Genomic DNA, 21,763 nt, shown 5'->3' with positions numbered 1-21,763 from the left:
GTGAAATATCATAGCATATATAAGAGATTTTTAATATCACTAATTTTATCTACTATTTTAATTCTTATTCCATGCTATTTTTTACTTTTGTTGTAATGTTCTTAATAATTCCAACTTGCACTGTACTTTGCATTAGAAGTTGAAATATGCGTCAAAGAACTATTAATCAAAATATAATGATCATAATGTCCATAAACCGTTACAGACAAATTTTTTCCTGAATTTGTTATTTTGCTAGAATATGTATCTTGCTTCCATTTATTACCTATTGTCAGTCCGCTATAAGAGCTCGTCACACTTGTAATAGACTTAAATTTTGAATTTGCATAGGTATATTTTGCATAAAGCGTCATTGACTGTCCCGCTGTAACACTAAGTTTTTTGCTTTTAACACCTGTATTGGAATAAACAGCAACATTCGCAATATTTTCATTTGAAAAAGTTGGTTCTGTAAAATCAGCTTCTGTAATATTATAATTTGAAAAATCTATAATATTATTAGTTTCATCATAAAGTTTATTAAATATCTTTGGAGAAAGATCTAAAAATTTGCCTTCGCTTGTCATTTCAGTTACAAGTGAAAGATATTTTTGCGTTTGTTCAACATTTGAAAATTTAATAGGTATTACTCCCTCTGGAACGTCTTCTGAATTTATTAGATTACCTCCTATTTCAGATACTATCTTCTGTTCGTTCTCATTATCTAATTCTGCTGCAAAAATAGAAAGCGAAGAATTAGATATTCCTAACGCAAATACCAACATTCCTATTATCAATCTTATTTTTTTCATTTCGATTTACCTCTTTATTCATCTTTTCTTATACATTTTGTAGAAATATAATGCCATTTGTTATTAACTTTAAACTTAGCCCATCCTTCATTAATAGATCTAACCCAAACAATATCATTTTTATATAAAATTCCCAAAGATGTGTAACTTGTCCCAGGTCCTGATCTCATAGTTGCCTTACTTACACTTACTCTATATTTTGTTGTCAAGATTCCTTTTTCTGTATTTTCAGAAAATGTTTTTTCGCTCTCATTGCCATTCCAATAATTTGTCTCTGTTTGAATACTATCATCTGTATTTTCAGCCGCATATGTTGTTACATCCGATATGGTTAATATATAACAAAATGCCATTCCCACAATACATATAGCTAAATTTCTTTTTTTCATTTTTTCTCTCTTAAAATTAGTCTATTTCTTATTTTTTTTGCAATTCTAATGCTTATACTAACAACAATATAACTACTCCAAAATATTATAAAACCATAATTCCAAAATAGGTTTTTAAAATTCCATTTTTCATCTATTAAACAAGATAAAAGAACACTAATCAGAATTTGAATAGTTAATATTAATAAAATTCTAATAATTTCTTGCATTGCTCTTTTCATATTTAATGTCCCAACCGTTTACTAAAAGTCCAAGAACCCACATATTTTGTACGTGCAGAATTTAAATAATATTTGTTCTCATATCTTGTATATATTTTCCCTGAAGTTTTTGATCTGTAGACCTTACTTGTTACATATAAATAATCTGGTAATGCTGTCACACCTGATCCTGCACCTCCTGCAATTGCTGAAACAATAATCTTTGTTGCTATTGATAGGCTTACATATGGTGTTACTGCTACAATTGCTCCTGCTGCAATTGCTATTGTGACTTTTTTCCCTACAAGTGAAATGCCATACTTATCCGTTCGAAGATACGTTTTACTTCTTGCAAGTTTTTCATTATCTGCCGCTTGTATTAGGTCTTCTTGATCCACAGAAATAGTATACTGTTCCACATCACCATTACTGTTAGTTTCAATACATGTAACTTTTCCTTCTTGAACAGTACTTAATATACTAGATTCTAAAATTTTTTCCTCTCCGTCAATTTTATAAAATGTGCTTTCAATATTGCTTCCATTAATTTTTTCTGTTATATAATACAAGCCATCTTCTCTTTGTTCAGTATAATTAACTGCTGAATCTTCTGGCATTTCAATATCATTAATTTCACTCACTTGAGTATAGCTATCTTCATTATTTGATGCATAAACTGGTTGTCCAACTGTACACATCATAATTGTTGCCAAACCAAAGCATATAAACTTCCTAAAACATTTCATTATTTTCTCTCTCCTTCATCACATAATCTTCCAATGTAACTAACTGAATTTCCCGGTGAACCAATTAATTCTTCTTTAATTTATCAAAAACTCCTTAAGTTTTATCTTAAGAAATCTGAAGAATTCTTAAGTCTATTCTCTCTTATTCATTGTTATGGTATTATAAATAAGCCTACTAATTTATAAAATGCATAAAATATAGACCGCTCTGCACTACTTTTCATAGTATGTTTTGGGTAGTAACTAATCAGCAGACATTATAATTTAATGCTTTTATCTTAAATTTTTTACAATAATAAATATTAGGAGACATTCATGGAAAAAAATATATTAATCATTGAAGACGACAAAGATATTCGAGAAGGAGTAAAAATTTTATTGGAAGGAGAAGGTTATTCCGTTGAAGAAGCTTCAAATGGTGCAGATGGACTGAAAAAACTCACTCCGAACACAAATCTAGTCATTCTCGATATTATGATGCCTGGCATCTCAGGATTGAAGACTTGTGAAGAAATCAGAAAAATTTCTTATGTTCCGATTCTTTTTTTAACTGCCAAATCAAAAGAATCCGACAAATTAATTGGATTTATGGCCGGAGCAGATGATTATCTTATAAAACCATTCTCTTATACTGAACTTTTCGCAAGAGTCAGAGCTCTTCTGCGCCGTCATCAGGTTTATGATCGAGAAATATTGCAAATTCAGAAAGAAGAGTGGATTGAAACCCATCAGATACGCATCAATTCTACAAAAAACATTGTGTTCCAACAAGGGAATGAAATTCAATTAACCGAAATAGAGTACAAAATATTGCTTTTATTAATACAGTACCCCACTAAAATATTTTCTCTTCAAAATCTCTATGAAAGTATTTGGGAAGAACCTTTTATAAGTACTTCGGCTAATACTATTATGGTACATATAAGAAATCTTCGGACAAAAATTGAAGAAAATCCTCAAAAGCCTAAAATTATTCAAACTGTTTGGGGAAAGGGGTATCGTCTTGGTTAAATTAAAACGCAACAGTCTTACGAAAGAAATCATTTTCTTAGTTTTATCTGGTCTTGCAGCAGCTCTTATTCTCTTTTTGATCCTTTTTCAGGTAGGAACAACTTTGCTAAGTGAATATTTTGCCAGTTCAAATTTCATCTATAATTCAGAAACATCGTACATTAATGAGCTCACAGAATTTGTTCATAAGAAAAAGCTTGCTGCAACAGATACCGACCAACTTGGCGATTGGGCTCATCAAAAGGGAATTCGGCATTTTACTATTTCTCGCGAACGAGTATTAATCTATGACAGTACCTATTCAAACTCTATCGTTCTGGGAAATACTTCTGAATCGGATACTTTACATTACAATTGGCAATATTTTCATACTGTATCTTTTTCTGATGGAGATGCAGACGTTTACATTTATGCGAATTATGAATTGAAGTATTATCTGTTATACTATATAGCTGCCGCATTTATCAGTATTTTTCTATGGATCTTACTTTTCGCTATTGGAATCGGAAAAAAGGTGAACTATATTCAACAGCTAAGTTCTGGTGTAACACAAATTGAATCGGGTGCATTAGACTACGAAATTCCTATAAAGGGAAATGATGAATTGGCCACTCTTGCACATGGCTTAAACGAAATGCGTCTTTCCTTGATTGAAAAGCAACTAAAGGAAGCTCAAATGAAATCTGCCCAGGACCAGCTTGTACTTAGTATGGCTCATGACTTAAGAACACCTTTAACTGGTCTTATGACATTTTTAGAAATTGCTAGAAAGCAAAACTCCTTGAATGAATGCACAGACTACATTAGTAAAGCTTATGTCAAGACAACACAGATACGTGATTTATCTAACCAGCTCTTTGATTTTTTTCTAATCAACTCAGAGAATCCTATGAAATTAGAGGAGCCGGAAAATGTAGAATATGCATTAGGAGAATACCTTTCCGAACTATGTGGATTACTGGAAATGGACGGATATCATGTTTCTATAGAAAAACTCTACTGGGAACCGGTACAGATACAAATATGCACAGATTTTGCTGGACGGATTATTAATAATCTTGTTTCTAATATTAAAAAATATGCCCATCCTGATCTGCCAGTTTTTCTGATTTCTGAATACACTAAGACATCTGCCTGTATTACCATCCAAAATACGATCGCTGTTCCTGATCAATTTGTACACGGGACAGGCATTGGTGTAAAAAATATACATGCTATGATGCATCAGATGAATGGACTTTGTCAGGTAAATATTGAATCCGATTCTTACTCTATTACCTTGAAATTTCCAGTTATTTAAAATATATATAGAACAAAGAATGTGCTTCGGCACATTCTTGCGCCTGCGACACCTCTACCTTATACGCCGCAGTGCGCATCCTGAGCGGAGCGTTCTTTATATATTAGGAAAGGACTTTCCTAATATATAAAAAAATATCCTGACAAGCACAGATTTTTCTGCATCCTGTCAGGATATTCTGTTTTTAAATTCCGATTTTCTTAAAGAAGCTTATGCTCCTATGTACAATCTTCCTTCTATTATTTATTTCTCAGATATTCATCGATACCTTTGGCACCTGCTTTACCAGCTCCCATAGCAAGGATAACTGTAGCAGCTCCTGTAACAGCATCTCCACCAGCGAATACACCTTCTTTAGATGTCTGTCCATTCTCTTCCTCTGCAACGATACATTTTCTGCGGTTTGTCTCAAGACCTTTTGTTGTAGAAGAGATCAGCGGGTTCGGTGATGTACCAAGAGACATGATAACTGTATCTACTTCGATGTCGTACTCAGAGCCCTCAATCTCAACCGGACGTCTTCTTCCGGATGCATCTGGTTCGCCAAGTTCCATCTTGATCACTGTCATGCTTGTGATATTACCGTTCTCGTCAACGTTGATCTTCTTCGGATTAGTAAGAAGATCGAAGATGATTCCTTCTTCTTTTGCATGATGAACTTCTTCTGCTCTTGCAGGAAGCTCTGCTTCACTTCTTCTGTATACTACATGAACTTCTGCGCCGAGACGAAGAGCTGTTCTTGCAGCATCCATAGCTACGTTACCACCACCAACAACGGCTACTTTCTTACCGGCAGCGATCGGTGTATCGTAATCATCACGGAAAGCTTTCATCAGGTTACTTCTTGTCAGGTATTCATTTGCGGAGAATACTTCGTTTGCATTCTCTCCCGGAATTCCCATGAACATTGGAAGTCCGGCACCGGATCCGATGAATACTGCCTCGAATCCTTCTTCTTCCATCAGCTGATCGATTGTTGTGGATTTACCAATAACAACGTTTGTCTCGAATTTAACACCGAGCTCTTTTACTTTCTCGATCTCTTTTGCAACGACTTTCTGTTTTGGAAGACGGAACTCAGGAATACCATATACAAGTACTCCACCGAGCTCATGTAATGCTTCGAATACTGTTACATCGTATCCGAGTTTTGCAAGGTCTCCGGCACATGTAAGTCCGGACGGACCAGAACCGATAACGGCTACTTTGTGACCGTTCATAGTCTCAGCACCTTCTGGTTTGATATCGTTCTCAAGTGCATAGTCAGCAACGAAACGCTCCAGTTTTCCGATAGAAACAGGCTCACCTTTGATTCCACGGATACATTTTCCTTCACACTGGGATTCCTGCGGGCAAACACGTCCACAGATAGCCGGAAGTGCACTGGATTTACCAATGATCTTGTAAGCTTCTTCGATATTTCCTTCTTTTACCTGCTGGATAAATGCCGGAATGTTGATGGATACAGGACAGCCCTGGATACATTTTGCATTCTTACAGTTAAGGCATCTTGTAGCCTCTTCCATTGCTTCTTCTTTGTTATAACCGAGACAAACTTCTTCAAAGTTTGTTGCACGTACTTTTGGATCCTGCTCTCTTACAGGTACTTTTTTCATCATATCAGCCATTATTCGTCACCTCCACAATGTCCGCATCCGCCGTGATGTGTATCGCCTTCCTGAAGCTTCAGCATTGCGCGTCCTTCTTCAGATTTGTACATCTGGCTTCTCTTCATTGCCTGATCAAAGTCAACAAGGTGTCCGTCGAACTCTGGTCCGTCAACGCATGCAAATTTGATCTCATCACCAACCTGAAGACGGCAGGCACCACACATACCTGTTCCGTCTACCATGATCGGGTTCATGCTGACGATTGTCGGAATCTCAAGTTTCTTTGTTAAGAGACAGACGAATTTCATCATGATCATCGGTCCGATTGCAACGCAGACATCGTATTTATTTCCGTTGTTTACAAGTTCTTCTACCATAGTTGTAACCATTCCTGCGTGTCCGTAAGAACCGTCATCTGTACATGGGTAGTAGTTGCCTGCAACAGCTTCCATCTGATCTTCAAGGATCAGCATATCTTTTGTCTTAGCACCAACGATAACATCAGCATCGATTCCGTGTGCTTTCAACCATTTTACCTGTGGGTAAACCGGAGCAGCCCCAACTCCACCGGCTACAAACAGCATCTTCTTATTCTTAAGGGACTCAAGGTCTTCATGAACAAACTCAGAAGCGCATCCGAGTGGACCCGTGAAGTCACGGAAACTGTCTCCTGCTTTAAGTTCCCCCATTTTCGTTGTAGAAGCTCCAACTTCCTGGAAGACGATTGTGATTGTTCCTGCTTCTCTGTCATAATCACAGATTGTCAGCGGAATACGTTCGCCTTTCTCGTCCATTTTAACGATGACAAACTGACCAGGCTGACAGTGGCTTGCTACACGTGGTGCATGAACATCCATCAGATAAATCTTATCAGCCAGTTTTTCAGCTTTTAATATCTTATACATGTTTCTCCTCCTTGTAAATAAATCGACGTTATTGTCTTCAAACATTGTGTAAACAATAACAACTCGCTCTTTGTTAATAATACGACACTTCAGCTATGAATTCAAGTAAAACATACGGGTAGACACACAATTTCATGCATCTACCCGTATTGTTTAAGACAAGTTTACAGCGTTATCTTATTTTATAAGAACACTGAAACCTTTATTAATTTTTGATTTTAGAAATCAACTTCTGTTCCGTAGTATGTACATGTAAGAAGTTTAGCCATAGCAGCAGGATCGATTGCACGTGGGTTGGATCCTGTACAGGCATCTCCTACAGCCAGTTCTGCAATCTTGTCAACTTTTTCTTTGAATTCTTCTTCATTGATTCCGAAGTCTTTCAGAGTCTTAGGAATGTTCAGTCTTACATTGAACTCATCAATCTTCTCAACAAGGCTGTTGATCAGAGCCTGCTCAGATGTTCCGGCAAGTCCCATTCTGCGTGCGATTTCAGCATAACGTTTTGCAGCTACAACGTCTTTTGCGTTGTATTTGATAACGTATGGAAGGTAAATTGCGTTAGCACATCCGTGCGGAATATGTCCTGTAGAGAATGCAGCACCTGTTTTATGAGCCATTGAATGAACGATACCAAGTAATGCATTAGAGAATGCCATTCCTGCAAGGCACTGTGCATAATGCATCTGCTCTCTTGCAACCATATCACATTTGTAAGATCCTGGCAGATAATCAAGAACCATCTCAATTGCCTGCAGTGCAAGTGGATCTGTGAAAGGTCCGTTCAGTGTGGATACATATGCTTCAATTGCATGTGTAAGAGCATCCATACCTGTATATGCAACCTGTTTAACCGGGAGTCCTGCAACAAGGTCAGGATCAACGATTGCAACATCTGGTGTGATGTTGAAGTCAGCCAGTGGATATTTCACACCAGTCTGATAGTTTGTGATAACTGAGAATGCTGTAACCTCTGTAGCTGTTCCTGAAGTTGTAGGAATTGCTGCAAATTTAGCTTTCTGTCTCAGTTCCGGGAAGCTGAATGGTGTGATCAGGTCTTCAAAGGAGATCTCCGGGTACTCATAGAATGCCCACATAGCTTTCGCTGCATCGATTGGTGATCCACCACCCATAGCAACGATCCAATCCGGCTCGAAAGCACGCATTGCTTCTGCACCTTTCATAACAGTCTCAACTGACGGATCTGGCTCAACACCTTCAAACAGCTGAACTTCCATTCCGCCTTCTTTCAGATAATTAACTGCTTTATCCAGGAATCCCTGACGTTTCATAGAACCGCCACCAACTACAAGAATGGCTTTCTTTCCTTTCAGGTTCTTCAGTTCTTCCAGACATCCTTTTCCATGATAAATGTCTCTTGGTAAGCAAAATCTACTCATAACAAATCTCTCCTTTTTTATGTAGTATTGTTATTTTTTTAACAGATATTATTATAACTCTGTATGCTAAAAAAAGCAACCCTATTTTGGAAAATTTACATAATATTTTCCAAAATCAAGGTTGCTTTCTAGTTACTTTACACAGTTTACTTAATATGTAGTAATATAGTTTCGTGTTGTTGCTTCCGTTGCTTTTCCATTTTTATCGTTCACGAGAATTGCTGAAAAAGTTGTTTGTGAATTTTCTGGCATATCAATCGGGTCAGTATATTTCTCAGAGGATGCGGTTGGAGTTGAACCGTCCATCGTGTAGTATGCCGTATATCCATCCGGTACCGTAATCGTGATCTGAGTGGCTGTACTATATTGTCCGGTTGATGGAGAAACTGCCGGAGCGTCTACAAGTGGAAATTCAATGGAATATTTTGCACTGGAAACAGCGCTTGGTATTCCCTTTTTATTAACAGCAATTGCACGGATCTCTGTGTCACCTTCGGACTGAAGCAAAACAGCTTCTTTGTATTCTGTACTTGACTCCGTCGGATCAGAACCATCTGTTGTATAATAAATCGTTCCGTCTGTAGCAGATGTTAATGTTACCTGCTGTACTTCATCATAGGTTCCTTCTTTCAAACTGAATTCAGGAGCAGATGAAACATAATCATTCATAGCAGATAATACATTCTTATCTTCACAATCTTGCAGGAGATCAGAAATCTTATTCGGCTGTTCTGTTTTTTCATAGAATTTTACTGCAGCTTTATAGAGATTTACATTCGACGGTTGTGTCTCCAGTGCGTTGAGATAGACGCTCTCTGCACTGTCCAGATCATCCTGGGCAACATAGATATTAGCAAGTCCGGTATAAGCCTCTGCCTTTGATTTATCCTTTATAATTGCTCTGTTAAAATAATTCTCTGCAGAAGTATAGTTGCTATTCTGCAGTGCGGCATTCCCTTTTTTGATCATGCCTGTATAGGAATTCTGATATCCGATATAAATTCCGACACCAACCAGAAGAATGAGCAGGAAAAAAACCGTAAGTAATTTTTGGCGTTTTTTTCTGGCAGCCTCTTGTTTTTTGATCTGCTGCAGGCGTCTGCTCTCAGTAGATGTCCGGCGCAGATTCTCTGCTGACTGACGGGCATCCTGATAACGCTTTGCATCTGTTTTCTGACGTTGTCTTTGCGCTCTCTGGCGTCGTAGCTGTTCTCTTCGCTCTTCTCTTACTTTATCCAGTTCCGCCTGGCTTAAGACGCGTGTGGAACTAGGATTTGATCGTTGATCTTGCCGATTTCTGTTCTGTTGGTTTTGGCTCATATTCTGCCTGCGGACTACATCTGCCTGGATCTGACGTGTAGCTCCGGCTACTGAGCCTTTCACTTCGCGTGCGAGTACGTCTTCCAGAGGGTTATAATCTGGTACAATCTGTACTTCAGCACCGCATACGGGACAAATCAACTGATCGTCTGGTATATTTGCTCCGCAATGTGTACACCTCATTTACAAGTTCCTCCTACTTACGAACTGTTTCAACACAATTATTCATCAGCATCGCAATTGTCATTGGACCAACACCACCCGGCACCGGCGTGATTGCAGAAGAATGAGGTTCAACATCCGCAAAATCAACATCTCCGCAAAGATGGTTCGCTTCATCACGATGCATTCCTACATCGATGACAACAGCTCCCTCTTTGATATATTCAGATGTGATAAAACGCTCTTTTCCAATTGCAACAATCAGGATATCTGCTCGTTTTGCTACTTCTTTAAGATCTTTTGTTCGGGAATGTGCAACGGTTACAGTTCCATTTTCACGAAGCAAAAGGGCTGCCATTGGTTTACCGACGATATTGCTTCGCCCAATGATCACACATTCTTTTCCTTCAATCGAAATATTGGATCTTTTCAAAAGCTGAATGATTCCGGCCGGAGTACAGGATAAAAATCCTTTTTCTCCGATCCAGAGTCTTCCAACACTTACAGGATGGAATCCATCCACATCCTTATTCGGTGAAATTGTACGGATGATCTTATCTTCATCAATATGATCCGGTACCGGAAGCTGTACAAGAATTCCGTTTACGCTTTCATCCGCATTTAACTCTTCTACTAACTTAATCAGTTCTTCTTCCGAAGTCTCTTCCGGAAGTTCATATGATCTGGATTCTACCCCGATATAGGCGCATGCCTTTTTCTTGTTTCTGACATATACAGAAGAAGCCGGATCACTTCCCACCTGAATAACAGCAAGGCAAATATCAATGCCTTCTGCCTTAAACTGTGCGACTTCTTCTTTCAACTCATCTTTAATCTGCTGAGAGATTAATTTACCATCTATCAACTGTGCCATGTGTATCTCCTTAATTAATTATCTAACTCCATGAAAACAATTGGCATTGCCGGTCAAAAAATACTATGACCGGCAGCCAATCATAAAAAACTTTAGAAAAGTCCGGTGATCTTTCCGTCATCTGTAACGTCGATTCCGTTTGCAGCAGGAACTTTTGGAAGTCCAGGCATTGTCATAACAGCGCCCGTCAGTGCGACAACAAAACCGGCTCCTGCACTTACATATACCTCGCGGATATGAATATCAAAGTTTTCAGGTCTTCCAAGCTTTGTAGCGTCATCTGAAAGAGAATACTGATTCTTTGCCATACAGATCGGGAAAGAACCAAATCCCATAGATTCAATCTTGGCGAGCTGTTTCTCAGCTGCAGGTTCATATACAACATCATGTGCGCCGTAAATCTCCTGTGCGATTGTACGGATCTTGTCTTTCAGAGAAAGCTCATCATTATAAAGCGTATGGAAATCACTTTCTTTTGTCTCAAGTGTCTCAAGAACCTTCTGCGCAAGATCTACACCGCCTTCTCCGCCTTTCTCCCACACTTCTGAGAGGGCAAACTCGCATCCGCGTTCACGACAGAATTTTTCAATAAATGCATTTTCAGCATCCGTATCTGTTACAAATGAATTCAGTGTAACGATTACCGGTACACCGTATTTCTGAATATTTTCAATATGTTTCTCAAGATTTACAATACCTTTTGCAAGGGCATCCAGGTTCTCTTCTGCAAGGTCAGCCTTTGCAACGCCACCGTTATACTTTAATGCACGTACTGTTGCAACTAAAACTACTGCGTCTGGTTTCAGACCTGCCATACGGCATTTGATATCAAAGAATTTCTCAGCGCCAAGATCTGCACCAAATCCGGCTTCTGTGACAGTGATGTCACTTAACTTCAGAGCCATCTTTGTTGCACGTACACTATTGCAGCCATGTGCAATGTTTGCAAATGGACCGCCATGTACTAATGCCGGTGTATGCTCAAGTGTCTGGATCAGGTTTGGCTTGATCGCATCTTTCAGAAGTGCAGCCATAGCACCTGTTGCCTGAAGATCATCTGCTGTAACAGGTTCTCCCTTGAAATTGTAAGCAACAATGATTCTTCCAAGTCTGCGTTTAAGATCAGCAAGATCATCTGCAAGACAGAGGATCGCCATGATCTCAGATGCCACTGTAATGACAAAATGATCTTCACGGACCATACCGTCTGTTTTGCGTCCAAGTCCGACAACAATATTTCTGAGAACACGATCATTCATATCGACACAACGTTTCCATACAACCTGTCTTGGATCAATGCCAAGTGTATTTCCCTGCTGGATATGATTATCGAGCATTGCTGCAAGAAGGTTGTTTGCTGAAGTGATCGCATGAAAATCTCCTGTAAAATGCAGGTTCAGATCTTCCATAGGAACGACCTGGGCATATCCGCCACCGGCTGCTCCACCTTTGATTCCGAAACATGGTCCGAGAGATGGCTCGCGAAGTGCGATCATTGCTTTTTTTCCAAGTTTTGCAAATGCCTGTCCGAGACCTACAGATGTTGTAGTCTTACCCTCTCCGGCCGGAGTAGGATTGATTGCCGTTACAAGTACAAGCTTTCCATCCTCGTTATCTTTGATTCTGTTCCAGAGTTCATCGGAAAGTTTTGCCTTATATTTTCCATAAAATTCAAGTTCATCTTCTGAAATACCGGCCTGTACCGCTACCTCTTTGATGTGTTTCATTTCTGCTTCCTGTGCAATCTGAATATCTGTTTTCATCTTTCCCTCTCCTTTGTATCACTTTTGGTGTTTTTAGATTTTACGAAGTCTGATTCTGCATATATTCTGCAAATTCTTCTTTTGTCATAAGCACTTTTCTTGGTTTTGTTCCTTCCTCCGGACCTACAACACCGGCTTCACATAGCTGGTCCATAATTCTGGCAGCACGGTTGAAACCAATCTTGAACATCCTCTGAAGCATACCAATCGATGCTTTTTCCTTGTCGATGATCAGATTCCCTGCATCTGCAAAATAGACATCCCTGCTGTTCTCGCTGTCCTGTTGTCCCGGAAGCATCCCCTGCCCCGGAAGATCTGCGCTGCTTGAAATCTGTTCTTCTAGTTCATTACTGTACGAGGTATTTCCGTTCTTGTCAATCAAATAATCAACAACTTTTTGAACTTCTTCGTCCGAAACGAAAGATCCCTGCACCCTGACAGGTTTTGGATATCCGGATGGATAAAAGAGCATGTCTCCCTTTCCCAGGAGCTTTTCGGCACCATTCATGTCGATAATTGTCCTTGAATCGACACCTGATGATACAGAAAAAGCAATTCGGGAAGGCATGTTTGCTTTGATCAATCCGGTAATAACATTTACAGATGGTCTCTGTGTTGCAAGAATCAAATGAAGTCCCGCTGCTCTGGCCAACTGTGCCAGACGACAGATAGCACCTTCTACTTCTCCCGGAGCAACCATCATAAGATCAGCAAGCTCGTCAATGATAATTACAATCTGAGGAAGCTTTTTCTGAATCTCCGGTCCGGTTTCCCCATGTTTGACCTTTTCATTAAAGCCCTTTAAATCACGTACATTGTACTGTGCAAAAAGTTTGTAACGCTTTTCCATCTCAGCAACTGCCCAGTTCAAAGCACCTGCCGCCTTCTTCATATCTGTGACAACCGGAATCATCAGATGTGGAATTCCGTTATATACACTTAGTTCCACAACTTTTGGATCGACAAGGATCAGTTTAACATCATCAGGATCTGCCTTATAAATAACACTCATGATCAGAGTGTTGATGCAGACAGATTTACCGGATCCCGTTGCACCTGCAACAAGAAGATGCGGCATCTTGGCAATATCAGTCACAACAACCTTTCCGGCAATATCTTTACCAACTGCAAATGAAATTGGCGATTTACTGTTTTTGAACTCTTTTGACTCCAGCAGATCTCCCAGCATAACCGCTGTATTTTCACTGTTCGGAACTTCGATACCGACCGCGGCTTTACCAGGGATTGGAGCTTCAATTCTTAGATCTGCAACTGCAAGATTTAACTTGATATCATCTGCAAGTCCAACAATCCGGCTTACTTTTACGCCCTGTTCCGGTTGAAGTTCATATCTTGTAACAGATGGACCACAGCTTGCGTTTGTTACATGTACTCCAACTCCAAAATTCTGTAGTGTCTGTTCCAGTTTTAAAGCCGTGGCACGAAGGTGTTCATCCGAATCACCGCCGCCTTTCTTCCCCTTCTTTAACAGATTCAGCGGAGGTGTATGATAAACCGACCGTGGTTTTTGCTCCTGTTCCCGTATGGTCTGTTCTACACTGGCTGTCTCTGCGGCAACCGCCTGCGCATCTTTTTTGCTGCTTTTTCTGGAATGCTCCTGTTTTATCTCCGGGCTATTTTCAATCATAGGATCCGCAGCCGGATCATGTTCAGAACTCATCTCGTTTTCTTGTCGGGAAGCGGGTGTCTGTACCGGTTCAAGATGCAGTGCATCGTCAAACGGAATCTCTTCTGGTACATCCATTGCCGGTTCTGCTCTGTTAATGACAAAATGATCTTCAAAGGAATCCGTCAGATCTTTTGAATTCGGCTCTTTCTCCGGGACAAGTTCTGTCATTTCAGGTGATTTTGGAGTCCGCCCAAAGCCACCAACAGGTGATTCTTCCTCTGAAAGAAGCGTTGTGGCGAACGTAATACCTGATGCTTTAAGGTCTGTCCGCTTTGTGCGTTTCTTTTTCTCACTTGGAGAAGATGCATCTGCCTGTAAAGTTTCGACTTTTTCTCTTTGCTTCAACGCAAGTGCCTCTTTGCGGGCATCCCGCTCCAGTGTACGGATCTCAGCAGTTTCCTGATGTTTCCGTTTCACTTCCTGATAAGCTTTCTTTCCATGTCTTCCAAGTGGAGCTAATAAAGAACGTTCTGTTACCAGAATGATACAAATGATTGAGAAAATGATCAAAATAACATAAGTACCTGCTTCTCCAATCAGTGGACATAAAATACTGATCAGAATTCCGCCAAGTAATCCACCCGCATTTTTATCAGCACTGGAATCTTTGTAGTAAGATAAAACAGATGTCCCGGCAGTATATGGATGAAACATCAATTCTAAAATTCCACAAAGGAGAATGACCAGAACAATTGCGGCACCTACTTTTATGTAAGCATGAGGATTTCCTTTGTTGGAAATATAAAAAGCAACTGCTCCGAAAAATACAAATGGAAATAAATATGCCATTGCTCCTACAAGTCCAAATCCTACAGAAGAAATTGCTCCTCCCGCTATGCCACCCATACCAAAATTACTCAGGATAAGAAGGATACAGATGGCAAGGGAACCCAATAGAAGAATCTCTGAACGGATTTCCTGACTTTGTGCTGTATTTATATGATTTGAAGTTCTTTTTGTCTTACTGCCAGAACTTTTCTTTGTGGAGGCAGAAGCTTTTTTTGCTGTCGATGTTTTCTTAGTTGTTGCATTTTTTGCTGCTTTCGCTGTGTTGTTCGTAGAACTTTTTTTCGTATTTGTAGATTTTGCAGCCATCTGATTCCCCCTTAATTATTATACCATTGTACTGATTCAATCAAACGATAGATTGAATACATACTATTTTAAGTATAACATCAATTAAAATTCATGTCATTACAAAATTTCTTTGATCAGATGCCATTTTTTTGTTCTATATTTACATTTCCGAAGGTTTTTCCCGTTTTTCATCAATCAATTCATAGAGTTTTTTAAATGCCTGATGAATGCCTCCGACTTCGTCGATGATCCCTTCTCTTACAGTTTCTTCTCCTTCCAACAGTGTTCCTACATCTTTTACAAGCTGCGTAGGGTTCAACATCAGATCAACAAGACGTTTTTCTGTGATTTTAGAGTGTGTAGCAATAAATCTGGCAATTCTGTCCTGTGTACGTTCCATATTTCTCAGACTCTGTGTCACACCGATAAAAGTACCGTTTGAACGAACCGGATGAACAACCATGGTTCCTGTCGGTACAATAAAGGAATAATCTGCCGAAACAGCAAGAGGACCGCCAATAGAATGACTTCCACCAAGGACAAGAGAAACGGTTGGTTTCCCCAAAGAAGCTATCATCTCCGCAATTGCAAGTCCAGCTTCCACATCTCCACCCAGTGTATTTAATAAAATGAGAACCCCCTCTACTTCATCGCTTTCTTCAGCTTCAGCCAGTTGTGGAAGTAAATGTTCGTACTTTGTTGCTTTGGTATTATTTGATACTGTTTCATGTCCTTCAATTTCACCTATAATTGTCAGAAGACGAATTTTGTAATTCTTTTTATTTTCATTTAACATTAACGCACCAAATTCTTTGATTTCATCTGATTTTTGCTTTTTTTCCTCGCTCATATAAATATGCCTCCTGTTGAAAGTAAATAAATACTATTACTAGAATGCACAGAATACGGGGAAATATGTATTGTATCCAATTCCGCATATCAATCTCCACAATTTAAGCAAAAGAGCTAATTACTGTTTAAAACCTACAATTCGGATACAAAAAACAGGAGATATGGATACAAAATCATGGGAATCCATACCTCCTGAATCATATGTTATTTATATTAATCTTCCAGTGCCTGTTCTACATCGGCAATCAGATCTTCAATATTCTCAATTCCAAGACTGAAACGAATCAGATCTGGCTGTACACCTGCTTCCAACAGTTCCTGCTCATTCATCTGTCTGTGTGTATGACTTGCAGGATGAAGTACGCAGCTTCTTGCGTCTGCTACATGAGTTACAATCGCAACCAGTTTCAGTTTGTCCATCATCTTAACTGCTGCTTCTCTTCCGCCCTTTAATCCAAAAGTAATAACACCGCATGTTCCATCCGGCATATATTTCTGAACGAGGTCATAATCTTTACTTCCCGGAAGTGACGGACAGTTAACCCATGCTACTTTCTCATGTCCCTGGAGATACTGAGCCATCTTTACAGCGTTCTCACAATGTCTTGGCATTCTCAAATGAAGACTCTCGAGTCCAAGGTTCAGAAGAAATGCATTCTGTGGAGACTGGATCGATCCAAGATCTCTCATCAGCTGTGATGTTGCTTTTGTTATATAAGCAGCTTTACCAAACTTTTCTGTGTATACAATTCCGTGATAAGTCTCATCCGGTGTTGTAAGTCCGGCAAACTTGTCTCCGTAAGCAGCCCAGTCAAAGTTACCGCTATCAACGATTGCACCGCCAACACAGGCTGCATGTCCATCCATGTATTTTGTAGTTGAATGAGTAACAATATCTGCACCCCATTCAAAAGGACGACAGTTAATCGGTGTTGCAAATGTATTATCTACGATTAACGGAACATGATGTGCATGTGCAGCTTTTGCAAATTTCTCAAAATCAAAAACAGTCAATGCCGGATTGGCAATCGTCTCTCCAAAAACAGCTTTCGTATTCTCCTGAAATGCCGCATTCAGTTCTTCCTCTGTGCAGTCTGGGTCTACGAAAGTTGCTTTCACACCCATTTTACGGATTGTGTGAGCAAACAGATTGTATGTACCGCCATACAAGGCAGATGCGCATACGATATGATCACCTTCTTCAGCAATATTCATAATCGCATAAAAGTTTGCTGCCTGTCCGGAAGAAGTCAGCATTGCTGCTACTCCACCCTCCATATCACAGATCTTTGCTGCTACTGCATCATTCGTCGGATTCTGAAGTCTTGTATAAAAATATCCGGACTCTTCAAGATCAAAAAGTCTTCCCATCTGATCACTGCTGGTGTAACGGAATGTTGTGCTTTGTATGATCGGGAGCACACGTGGTTCACCGTTTCCCGGATTGTAACCGGACTGTACACATTTAGTTTCCATCTTGTAATTACTCATCATTGTCCCCCATTTCTTATAACTGATTATTCGTTCCAGTTATGGTATACGTCCTGAACATCATCATCTTCATCAAGAAGATCAAGTGTTTTCTGGATGTTTTTAATATCTTCTTCTTTTGTAAGATCAACATATGTCTGTGGAATCATTGTAACTTCAGCAGAAACCATAGGGATTCCGGCTTCTTCCATCTTCAGACGAACATCACTGAAGTCTTCCGGTGCTGTTAATACTTCGTAGCTGTCTTCTTCTTCGTTAAAGTCTTCAGCACCTGCATCAAGTACAGTCATCATAAGATCATCAGAGTCCATATCGCACTCTTCTTTATCAATAATGATCTGTCCTTTTTCATCGAACATGAAAGATACACATCCAGGTGTTCCTACGTTTCCGCATCCCTTTGTAAATGCATTTCTTACATTGGAAGCTGTACGGTTCTTGTTATCTGTAAGAGTCTTAACGATAATAGCGGTTCCGTTCGGTCCATATCCTTCATATGTAATACGCTCATAGTTATCAGCAGTTCCTTCTCCGGCAGCTTTTTTGATATTTCTCTCGATTGTATCATTCGGCATGTTGTTTGCTTTTGCTTTTGCAATAACATCACGAAGTCTGCTGTTGTTTGTCGGATCAGCACTTCCACCTTCCTTAACAGCAATTGCAAGTTCACGTCCGATCTTTGTAAAAATCTTTCCTTTCGCTGCATCATTCTTTTCTTTCTTATGCTTGATATTCGCAAATTTAGAATGTCCTGACATATTCTGATTCTCCTTTTCTATTGTATCAATGTATTTTATATAAATTCATTTGCATTCACAGATACACACTAAGTTCTGTAAAGCACTATCCTTATGATTTTACCACGCTTTTTTTGTTCTGTAAAGAATTTGGTTGGATTTATGTAGTAAGATCCAGACTGATTCTTATTGCTTGGTCAATTTTTTTCATTCGTTCCTGATCGATATGACAGACATATTCTCTCAGTCTTTTCTTGTCAATTGTACGGATCTGTTCCAGCAGAATGACTGAATTTTTCATAATATTATAATCATTTGTACAGATTTCAATATGTGTCGGCAATTTTGCCTTATTCATCTTCGACGTAATTGCGGCACAGATGATGGTTGGACTATGTCTGTTGCCTATGTTATTCTGTATTATAAGTACCGGCCGGATTCCACCTTGTTCGGAACCAACGACAGGACTAAGATCTGCGTAATAAATGTCGCCCCGCTTAATTATCAATTCATTCACACTCCGATATTCCAGTTACTTTTCGTATTTGTTCTCTGATTCTTCTCAGAACCTTTTGTTTTTCTTCTAAGAACATACTAAAGTATCTCCGGTTTTATCGGATGTATGCATATCAACCGGATTCTTTCAATTATTCCGGTTATTCGAAATAATCAATCTGTTTTACGATCGTACCGTTTTTATAATACTCTCTCGGAACACGCTTGCTCAGATCACAGACAAATTCATAATTGAATCTTCCACTCAGATCAGAAAGATCTTCTACACGGATAATGGCGTCCTTGTCTTTTCCGACCAGAGTAACCGGATCCATGAATTTTGCTTCCGGAATCTCTGTTACATCTACCATAAACTGATCCATGCAGACTCTTCCTACAATATCTGCACGTTTTCCATGGATAAGAACATAGCCTTTATTTGAAAGGGAACGCGGATATCCGTCACCGTATCCGACGGGAATCGTAGCGATCCGCATCTTCTTTGGCGCGACGAAAGTTCCACCGTAACTGATGGAAGTTCCTTTTTCCACATCCTTTACAAAGCTGATATGGCTGATTAATTCCAGTGCCGGTTTCAGGTCAACAGCATCTTTTTTCACTTCATCTGATGGATACATTCCATAAATAGAGATCCCGGCTCTGGCAAGATCATGCTTCATATCCGGAAAATCAATAATTCCGGCACTGTTATCACAATCATAATAGGAGATCTGGACTCCATTTTTTTCTAACTGTTCTTTCATCCAGAGGAATTTTTCATGTTGGGTAAATGTATAAGACTTGTCAAATTCATCTGCCTTTGCAAAGTGTGTGAACATTCCTTCCATTTTAATATTAGGAAGTTTGCTGATTCTGGAAATTGTCTCAACACTCTCTTTGCTTACTTTGAATCCGATTCGTCCCATTCCTGTATCAATTTTTATGTGAAGAAATGCGGTCTTTCCTGACTTTGCGGCAGCATCAGCCATTCCCTTGGCCATCTCTTCTGTATAAACTGCTGCACGGATTTCTTTTTCAACCATTTCTTCATACTCATCAGGAAAAACACAGCCAAGAATCAAGATTGGTTTCTTGATTCCATGTGCTCTTAAAGTTCTTGCTTCTCCCATGCATGCTACAGCGTAACCCCAGATATAAGGCGTTTCCTCAAACATTTCCGCAAGAGGAACTGCTCCGTGTCCGTATGCATCCGTCTTGATAACAGCTATTAAACGTCCCTCCTGACCAATGCGATTTTTCATCTGTTCCATATTATATGCAATTGCGTCCAGATTGATCCGGGCACATACTCTGTTATACTGTTTCATAATTTATCTGCACTCCTTTGCATTCTTCATTGCATCGGCCATACCCTGAATCAGGTCTCTGGCTAATACGCTGTAACTTCCTTTGCTCTTTTTCGCTTCATCTCCACCACAGGCATGTAGGAAAACTCCCACAGTAGTGGCTTCAAATGGTGCCATATGCTGTGCAAGAAGTCCTGCAATCGTTCCGGCGAGAACGTCTCCGGAACCACCTTTTGCCATAGAGTTATTACCAGCGAGATTTACAAATCTCTGCCGATTTGTCTGTGCGACAACAGTACGACTGTCTTTTAACACACAGATTATGGATGATTTTGTATCCGGTCCAGATTGTTTTATGATCTGATCAAGTGCCTGGAAGCGATCTTCCATGATCGTATCAATACTCCATCCGGTCAGCCTTGACATTTCTTTCATATGTGGAGTTAAAATCACAGGTGCACAACATTGATTTAATAACTCTATATTCCTGCTCAGTAAATTAAGTCCATCGGCATCTATGACACATGGACAGGATACATTTTTCAATACATTTTTCAATATCTTTTCGGAAATCTGTCCCATTCCAAGTCCACAGCCAATACAAACCACATCAGCCCAGTCAAGAAGATGAGACAGTTGACTGTCATCATAAGAATCATAGCAGGATATGATTGCCTCCGGAAGAAGTTCCTGCAGTGCCAGACGGTTTTCACTTGCTGTATAAATCTGTACTAGACCGGCACCAACTGTATAGGCAGCACAGGCAGAAAGAAATGCAGCACCAGCCATCCCGGGACTTCCGGTGATCATAAGAACTTTTCCATAACTTCCCTTGTGTGAATTCATCATTCTCGAAGGAAGAAGTTTTCCAAGATCATTTTTGTCAAAGGTATAACAAACATCCAGGCGATTCGAAAAATATTTCGGATCAATTCCAATCGCAACCGGAATGCTCTCTCCTGCATAGGACTTGCCAGGGAAAAGCTCACAGCCTAATTTTACACATGCCATACATACTGTAAGGTCGGCTCGAAATGCTGTTCCAAGAATCTTTCCTGTTGCAGCACAGATTCCGGATGGAATATCAACAGCAACTTTTTCTGCATCCTGAAGATTCATCCAGTCGATCACATCTTTATAATGTCCTGTGATTTCACGGCAGAGTCCAACACCAAATACAGCATCAATTATTACAGTATATTCTTCATCCGGGAATTCTGTGAATACAGAAATCCCCATATTTTCTACAATCTGTTTCTGACATCGACATTCTTCACTTAAAGAAGCTTCTTTCCCTGCAAATAGTACATCTGCATGCTTTCCCTGTTCGGTTAAGAGCCTTGCTACTGCAAATCCGTCTCCACCATTGTTGCCGCTTCCACAAACAATCAGACTTTTTTCTGTGGAAATATTTTTCTTATGCATTGTCTCGACAATCTGAAGTGCTGCACGTTCCATAAGTACAAGGGATGGAATCCCAATTTCATGAATTGTGTGTGCATCAGCTTCACTCATCTGCTTCCCATTTGGAAGATATCTCATGCTTATCGCCTGACCTTTCTAACATTATTAATTCCTTTTAACATGAACAGATGCTGCGAAACCTCCTTTTGTCAGTTGGTCCCACAGCATCCTTGCAGCTT

The 21,763-nt window shown here is 39.6% G+C and carries 19 protein-coding genes; 2 read left to right on the top strand and 17 right to left on the bottom strand.

Annotation, left to right across the window (positions count from 1 at the left end):
- Nucleotides 1-101 precede the first annotated feature (101 nt).
- The 4 genes from LI162_RS08695 to LI162_RS08680 are packed head-to-tail and all read right to left on the bottom strand — an operon-like array spanning nucleotide 102 to nucleotide 2,126.
- Nucleotides 102-791 (bottom strand): hypothetical protein, encoded by a 690-nt coding sequence (locus LI162_RS08695; RefSeq protein ID WP_227156310.1) that lies wholly within the window; start codon nucleotides 789-791, stop codon nucleotides 102-104.
- Between the two features lie 14 nt (nucleotides 792-805).
- Nucleotides 806-1,180 carry a hypothetical protein gene (locus LI162_RS08690; RefSeq protein WP_227156308.1) on the bottom strand — a complete coding sequence of 125 codons (375 nt, stop codon included), beginning with the start codon at nucleotides 1,178-1,180 and terminating at the stop codon, nucleotides 806-808.
- Complete coding sequence (locus LI162_RS08685) at nucleotides 1,177-1,401, bottom strand: hypothetical protein (RefSeq protein WP_227156306.1); 225 nt, start codon at nucleotides 1,399-1,401, stop codon at nucleotides 1,177-1,179. The genes LI162_RS08690 and LI162_RS08685 overlap by 4 nt, the downstream gene beginning before the upstream one ends.
- A 2-nt stretch (nucleotides 1,402-1,403) precedes the next feature.
- The gene (locus LI162_RS08680) at nucleotides 1,404-2,126 is read right to left on the bottom strand and encodes a hypothetical protein (RefSeq protein WP_227156304.1); all 723 of its coding nucleotides are present in this window, start codon (nucleotides 2,124-2,126) and stop codon (nucleotides 1,404-1,406) included.
- Between the two features lie 315 nt (nucleotides 2,127-2,441).
- Between LI162_RS08680 and LI162_RS08675 the strand changes: the two genes are divergently transcribed.
- Nucleotides 2,442-3,137, top strand: a complete 696-nt coding sequence (locus LI162_RS08675) for a response regulator transcription factor (RefSeq protein ID WP_227156302.1) — start codon at nucleotides 2,442-2,444, stop codon at nucleotides 3,135-3,137.
- Entirely contained in the window at nucleotides 3,130-4,437 is a 1,308-nt protein-coding gene (locus LI162_RS08670) for a sensor histidine kinase (protein WP_227156300.1), read from the top strand. The genes LI162_RS08675 and LI162_RS08670 overlap by 8 nt, the downstream gene beginning before the upstream one ends.
- A 239-nt stretch (nucleotides 4,438-4,676) precedes the next feature.
- Here the strand turns inward: LI162_RS08670 and gltA are convergent, their stop codons facing one another.
- The 13 genes from gltA to LI162_RS08605 all read right to left on the bottom strand — a co-directional run bounded on the left by gltA (nucleotide 4,677) and on the right by LI162_RS08605 (nucleotide 21,662).
- A complete protein-coding gene (gene gltA / locus LI162_RS08665; protein WP_117568232.1) occupies nucleotides 4,677-6,065 on the bottom strand; it encodes an NADPH-dependent glutamate synthase in 1,389 nt (462 codons plus the stop codon).
- Nucleotides 6,065-6,952, bottom strand: a complete 888-nt coding sequence (locus tag LI162_RS08660) for a sulfide/dihydroorotate dehydrogenase-like FAD/NAD-binding protein (protein ID WP_117568233.1) — start codon at nucleotides 6,950-6,952, stop codon at nucleotides 6,065-6,067. The genes gltA and LI162_RS08660 overlap by 1 nt, the downstream gene beginning before the upstream one ends.
- Before the next feature lie 218 nt (nucleotides 6,953-7,170).
- Nucleotides 7,171-8,352, bottom strand: a complete 1,182-nt coding sequence (locus LI162_RS08655; protein WP_117568234.1) for an iron-containing alcohol dehydrogenase — start codon at nucleotides 8,350-8,352, stop codon at nucleotides 7,171-7,173.
- A 150-nt stretch (nucleotides 8,353-8,502) separates the two neighbouring features.
- The gene (locus tag LI162_RS08650; protein WP_117568235.1) at nucleotides 8,503-9,855 is read right to left on the bottom strand and encodes a chitobiase/beta-hexosaminidase C-terminal domain-containing protein; all 1,353 of its coding nucleotides are present in this window, start codon (nucleotides 9,853-9,855) and stop codon (nucleotides 8,503-8,505) included.
- Between the two features lie 13 nt (nucleotides 9,856-9,868).
- Nucleotides 9,869-10,708, bottom strand: a complete 840-nt coding sequence (gene folD / locus LI162_RS08645) for a bifunctional methylenetetrahydrofolate dehydrogenase/methenyltetrahydrofolate cyclohydrolase FolD (protein WP_015529274.1) — start codon at nucleotides 10,706-10,708, stop codon at nucleotides 9,869-9,871.
- Nucleotides 10,709-10,800: 92 nt separating this feature from the next.
- On the bottom strand, nucleotides 10,801-12,471 hold the full coding sequence (locus LI162_RS08640) for a formate--tetrahydrofolate ligase (protein ID WP_015529275.1): 1,671 nt from the start codon (nucleotides 12,469-12,471) through the stop codon (nucleotides 10,801-10,803).
- 40 nt (nucleotides 12,472-12,511) lie between these two features.
- Nucleotides 12,512-15,256, bottom strand: coding sequence for an FtsK/SpoIIIE family DNA translocase (locus LI162_RS08635; RefSeq protein ID WP_227156298.1), 2,745 nt, complete (start codon nucleotides 15,254-15,256; stop codon nucleotides 12,512-12,514).
- A gap of 142 nt (nucleotides 15,257-15,398) precedes the next feature.
- Nucleotides 15,399-16,088, bottom strand: coding sequence for a ClpP family protease (locus LI162_RS08630; protein ID WP_227156297.1), 690 nt, complete (start codon nucleotides 16,086-16,088; stop codon nucleotides 15,399-15,401).
- Nucleotides 16,089-16,303: 215 nt separating this feature from the next.
- Nucleotides 16,304-17,581: an O-acetylhomoserine aminocarboxypropyltransferase/cysteine synthase family protein gene (locus LI162_RS08625; protein ID WP_055172488.1), complete on the bottom strand. Its 1,278-nt coding sequence runs from the start codon at nucleotides 17,579-17,581 to the stop codon at nucleotides 16,304-16,306.
- A 26-nt stretch (nucleotides 17,582-17,607) separates the two neighbouring features.
- Nucleotides 17,608-18,339 carry a YebC/PmpR family DNA-binding transcriptional regulator gene (locus LI162_RS08620; protein ID WP_020437037.1) on the bottom strand — a complete coding sequence of 244 codons (732 nt, stop codon included), beginning with the start codon at nucleotides 18,337-18,339 and terminating at the stop codon, nucleotides 17,608-17,610.
- Nucleotides 18,340-18,478: 139 nt separating this feature from the next.
- Entirely contained in the window at nucleotides 18,479-18,826 is a 348-nt protein-coding gene (locus LI162_RS08615; RefSeq protein ID WP_020437038.1) for a type II toxin-antitoxin system PemK/MazF family toxin, read from the bottom strand.
- 148 nt (nucleotides 18,827-18,974) lie between these two features.
- Nucleotides 18,975-20,141 carry an alanine racemase gene (gene alr / locus LI162_RS08610; protein ID WP_055145403.1) on the bottom strand — a complete coding sequence of 389 codons (1,167 nt, stop codon included), beginning with the start codon at nucleotides 20,139-20,141 and terminating at the stop codon, nucleotides 18,975-18,977.
- Between the two features lie 3 nt (nucleotides 20,142-20,144).
- Nucleotides 20,145-21,662 (bottom strand): bifunctional ADP-dependent NAD(P)H-hydrate dehydratase/NAD(P)H-hydrate epimerase, encoded by a 1,518-nt coding sequence (locus tag LI162_RS08605; RefSeq protein WP_020437040.1) that lies wholly within the window; start codon nucleotides 21,660-21,662, stop codon nucleotides 20,145-20,147.
- Between the last annotated feature and the right edge of the window lie 101 nt (nucleotides 21,663-21,763).

This window comes from Mediterraneibacter sp. 210702-DFI.3.120 (assembly GCF_020561005.1).
GTDB classification, from domain to species: Bacteria; Bacillota; Clostridia; order Lachnospirales; family Lachnospiraceae; genus Mediterraneibacter; species Mediterraneibacter faecis.
Note: the sequence above shows the minus strand (reverse complement) of the source record. Positions and strands in the feature narration are given on the sequence as shown.

Bases quoted from the DNA above. Each gene is read 5' to 3' on its own strand.
- LI162_RS08695 (WP_227156310.1), bottom strand. From the start codon at position 791: ATGAAAAAAATAAGATTGATAATAGGAATGTTGGTATTTGCGTTAGGA.
- LI162_RS08690 (WP_227156308.1), bottom strand. From the start codon at position 1,180: ATGAAAAAAAGAAATTTAGCTATATGTATTGTGGGAATGGCATTTTGT.
- LI162_RS08685 (WP_227156306.1), bottom strand. From the start codon at position 1,401: ATGAAAAGAGCAATGCAAGAAATTATTAGAATTTTATTAATATTAACT.
- LI162_RS08680 (WP_227156304.1), bottom strand. From the start codon at position 2,126: ATGAAATGTTTTAGGAAGTTTATATGCTTTGGTTTGGCAACAATTATG.
- LI162_RS08675 (WP_227156302.1), top strand. From the start codon at position 2,442: ATGGAAAAAAATATATTAATCATTGAAGACGACAAAGATATTCGAGAA.
- gltA (WP_117568232.1), bottom strand. From the start codon at position 6,065: ATGGCTGATATGATGAAAAAAGTACCTGTAAGAGAGCAGGATCCAAAA.
- LI162_RS08660 (WP_117568233.1), bottom strand. From the start codon at position 6,952: ATGTATAAGATATTAAAAGCTGAAAAACTGGCTGATAAGATTTATCTG.
- LI162_RS08655 (WP_117568234.1), bottom strand. From the start codon at position 8,352: ATGAGTAGATTTTGCTTACCAAGAGACATTTATCATGGAAAAGGATGT.
- LI162_RS08650 (WP_117568235.1), bottom strand. From the start codon at position 9,855: ATGAGGTGTACACATTGCGGAGCAAATATACCAGACGATCAGTTGATT.
- folD (WP_015529274.1), bottom strand. From the start codon at position 10,708: ATGGCACAGTTGATAGATGGTAAATTAATCTCTCAGCAGATTAAAGAT.
- LI162_RS08640 (WP_015529275.1), bottom strand. From the start codon at position 12,471: ATGAAAACAGATATTCAGATTGCACAGGAAGCAGAAATGAAACACATC.
- LI162_RS08635 (WP_227156298.1), bottom strand. From the start codon at position 15,256: ATGGCTGCAAAATCTACAAATACGAAAAAAAGTTCTACGAACAACACA.
- LI162_RS08630 (WP_227156297.1), bottom strand. From the start codon at position 16,088: ATGAGCGAGGAAAAAAAGCAAAAATCAGATGAAATCAAAGAATTTGGT.
- LI162_RS08625 (WP_055172488.1), bottom strand. From the start codon at position 17,581: ATGAGTAATTACAAGATGGAAACTAAATGTGTACAGTCCGGTTACAAT.
- LI162_RS08620 (WP_020437037.1), bottom strand. From the start codon at position 18,339: ATGTCAGGACATTCTAAATTTGCGAATATCAAGCATAAGAAAGAAAAG.
- alr (WP_055145403.1), bottom strand. From the start codon at position 20,141: ATGAAACAGTATAACAGAGTATGTGCCCGGATCAATCTGGACGCAATT.
- LI162_RS08605 (WP_020437040.1), bottom strand. From the start codon at position 21,662: ATGAGATATCTTCCAAATGGGAAGCAGATGAGTGAAGCTGATGCACAC.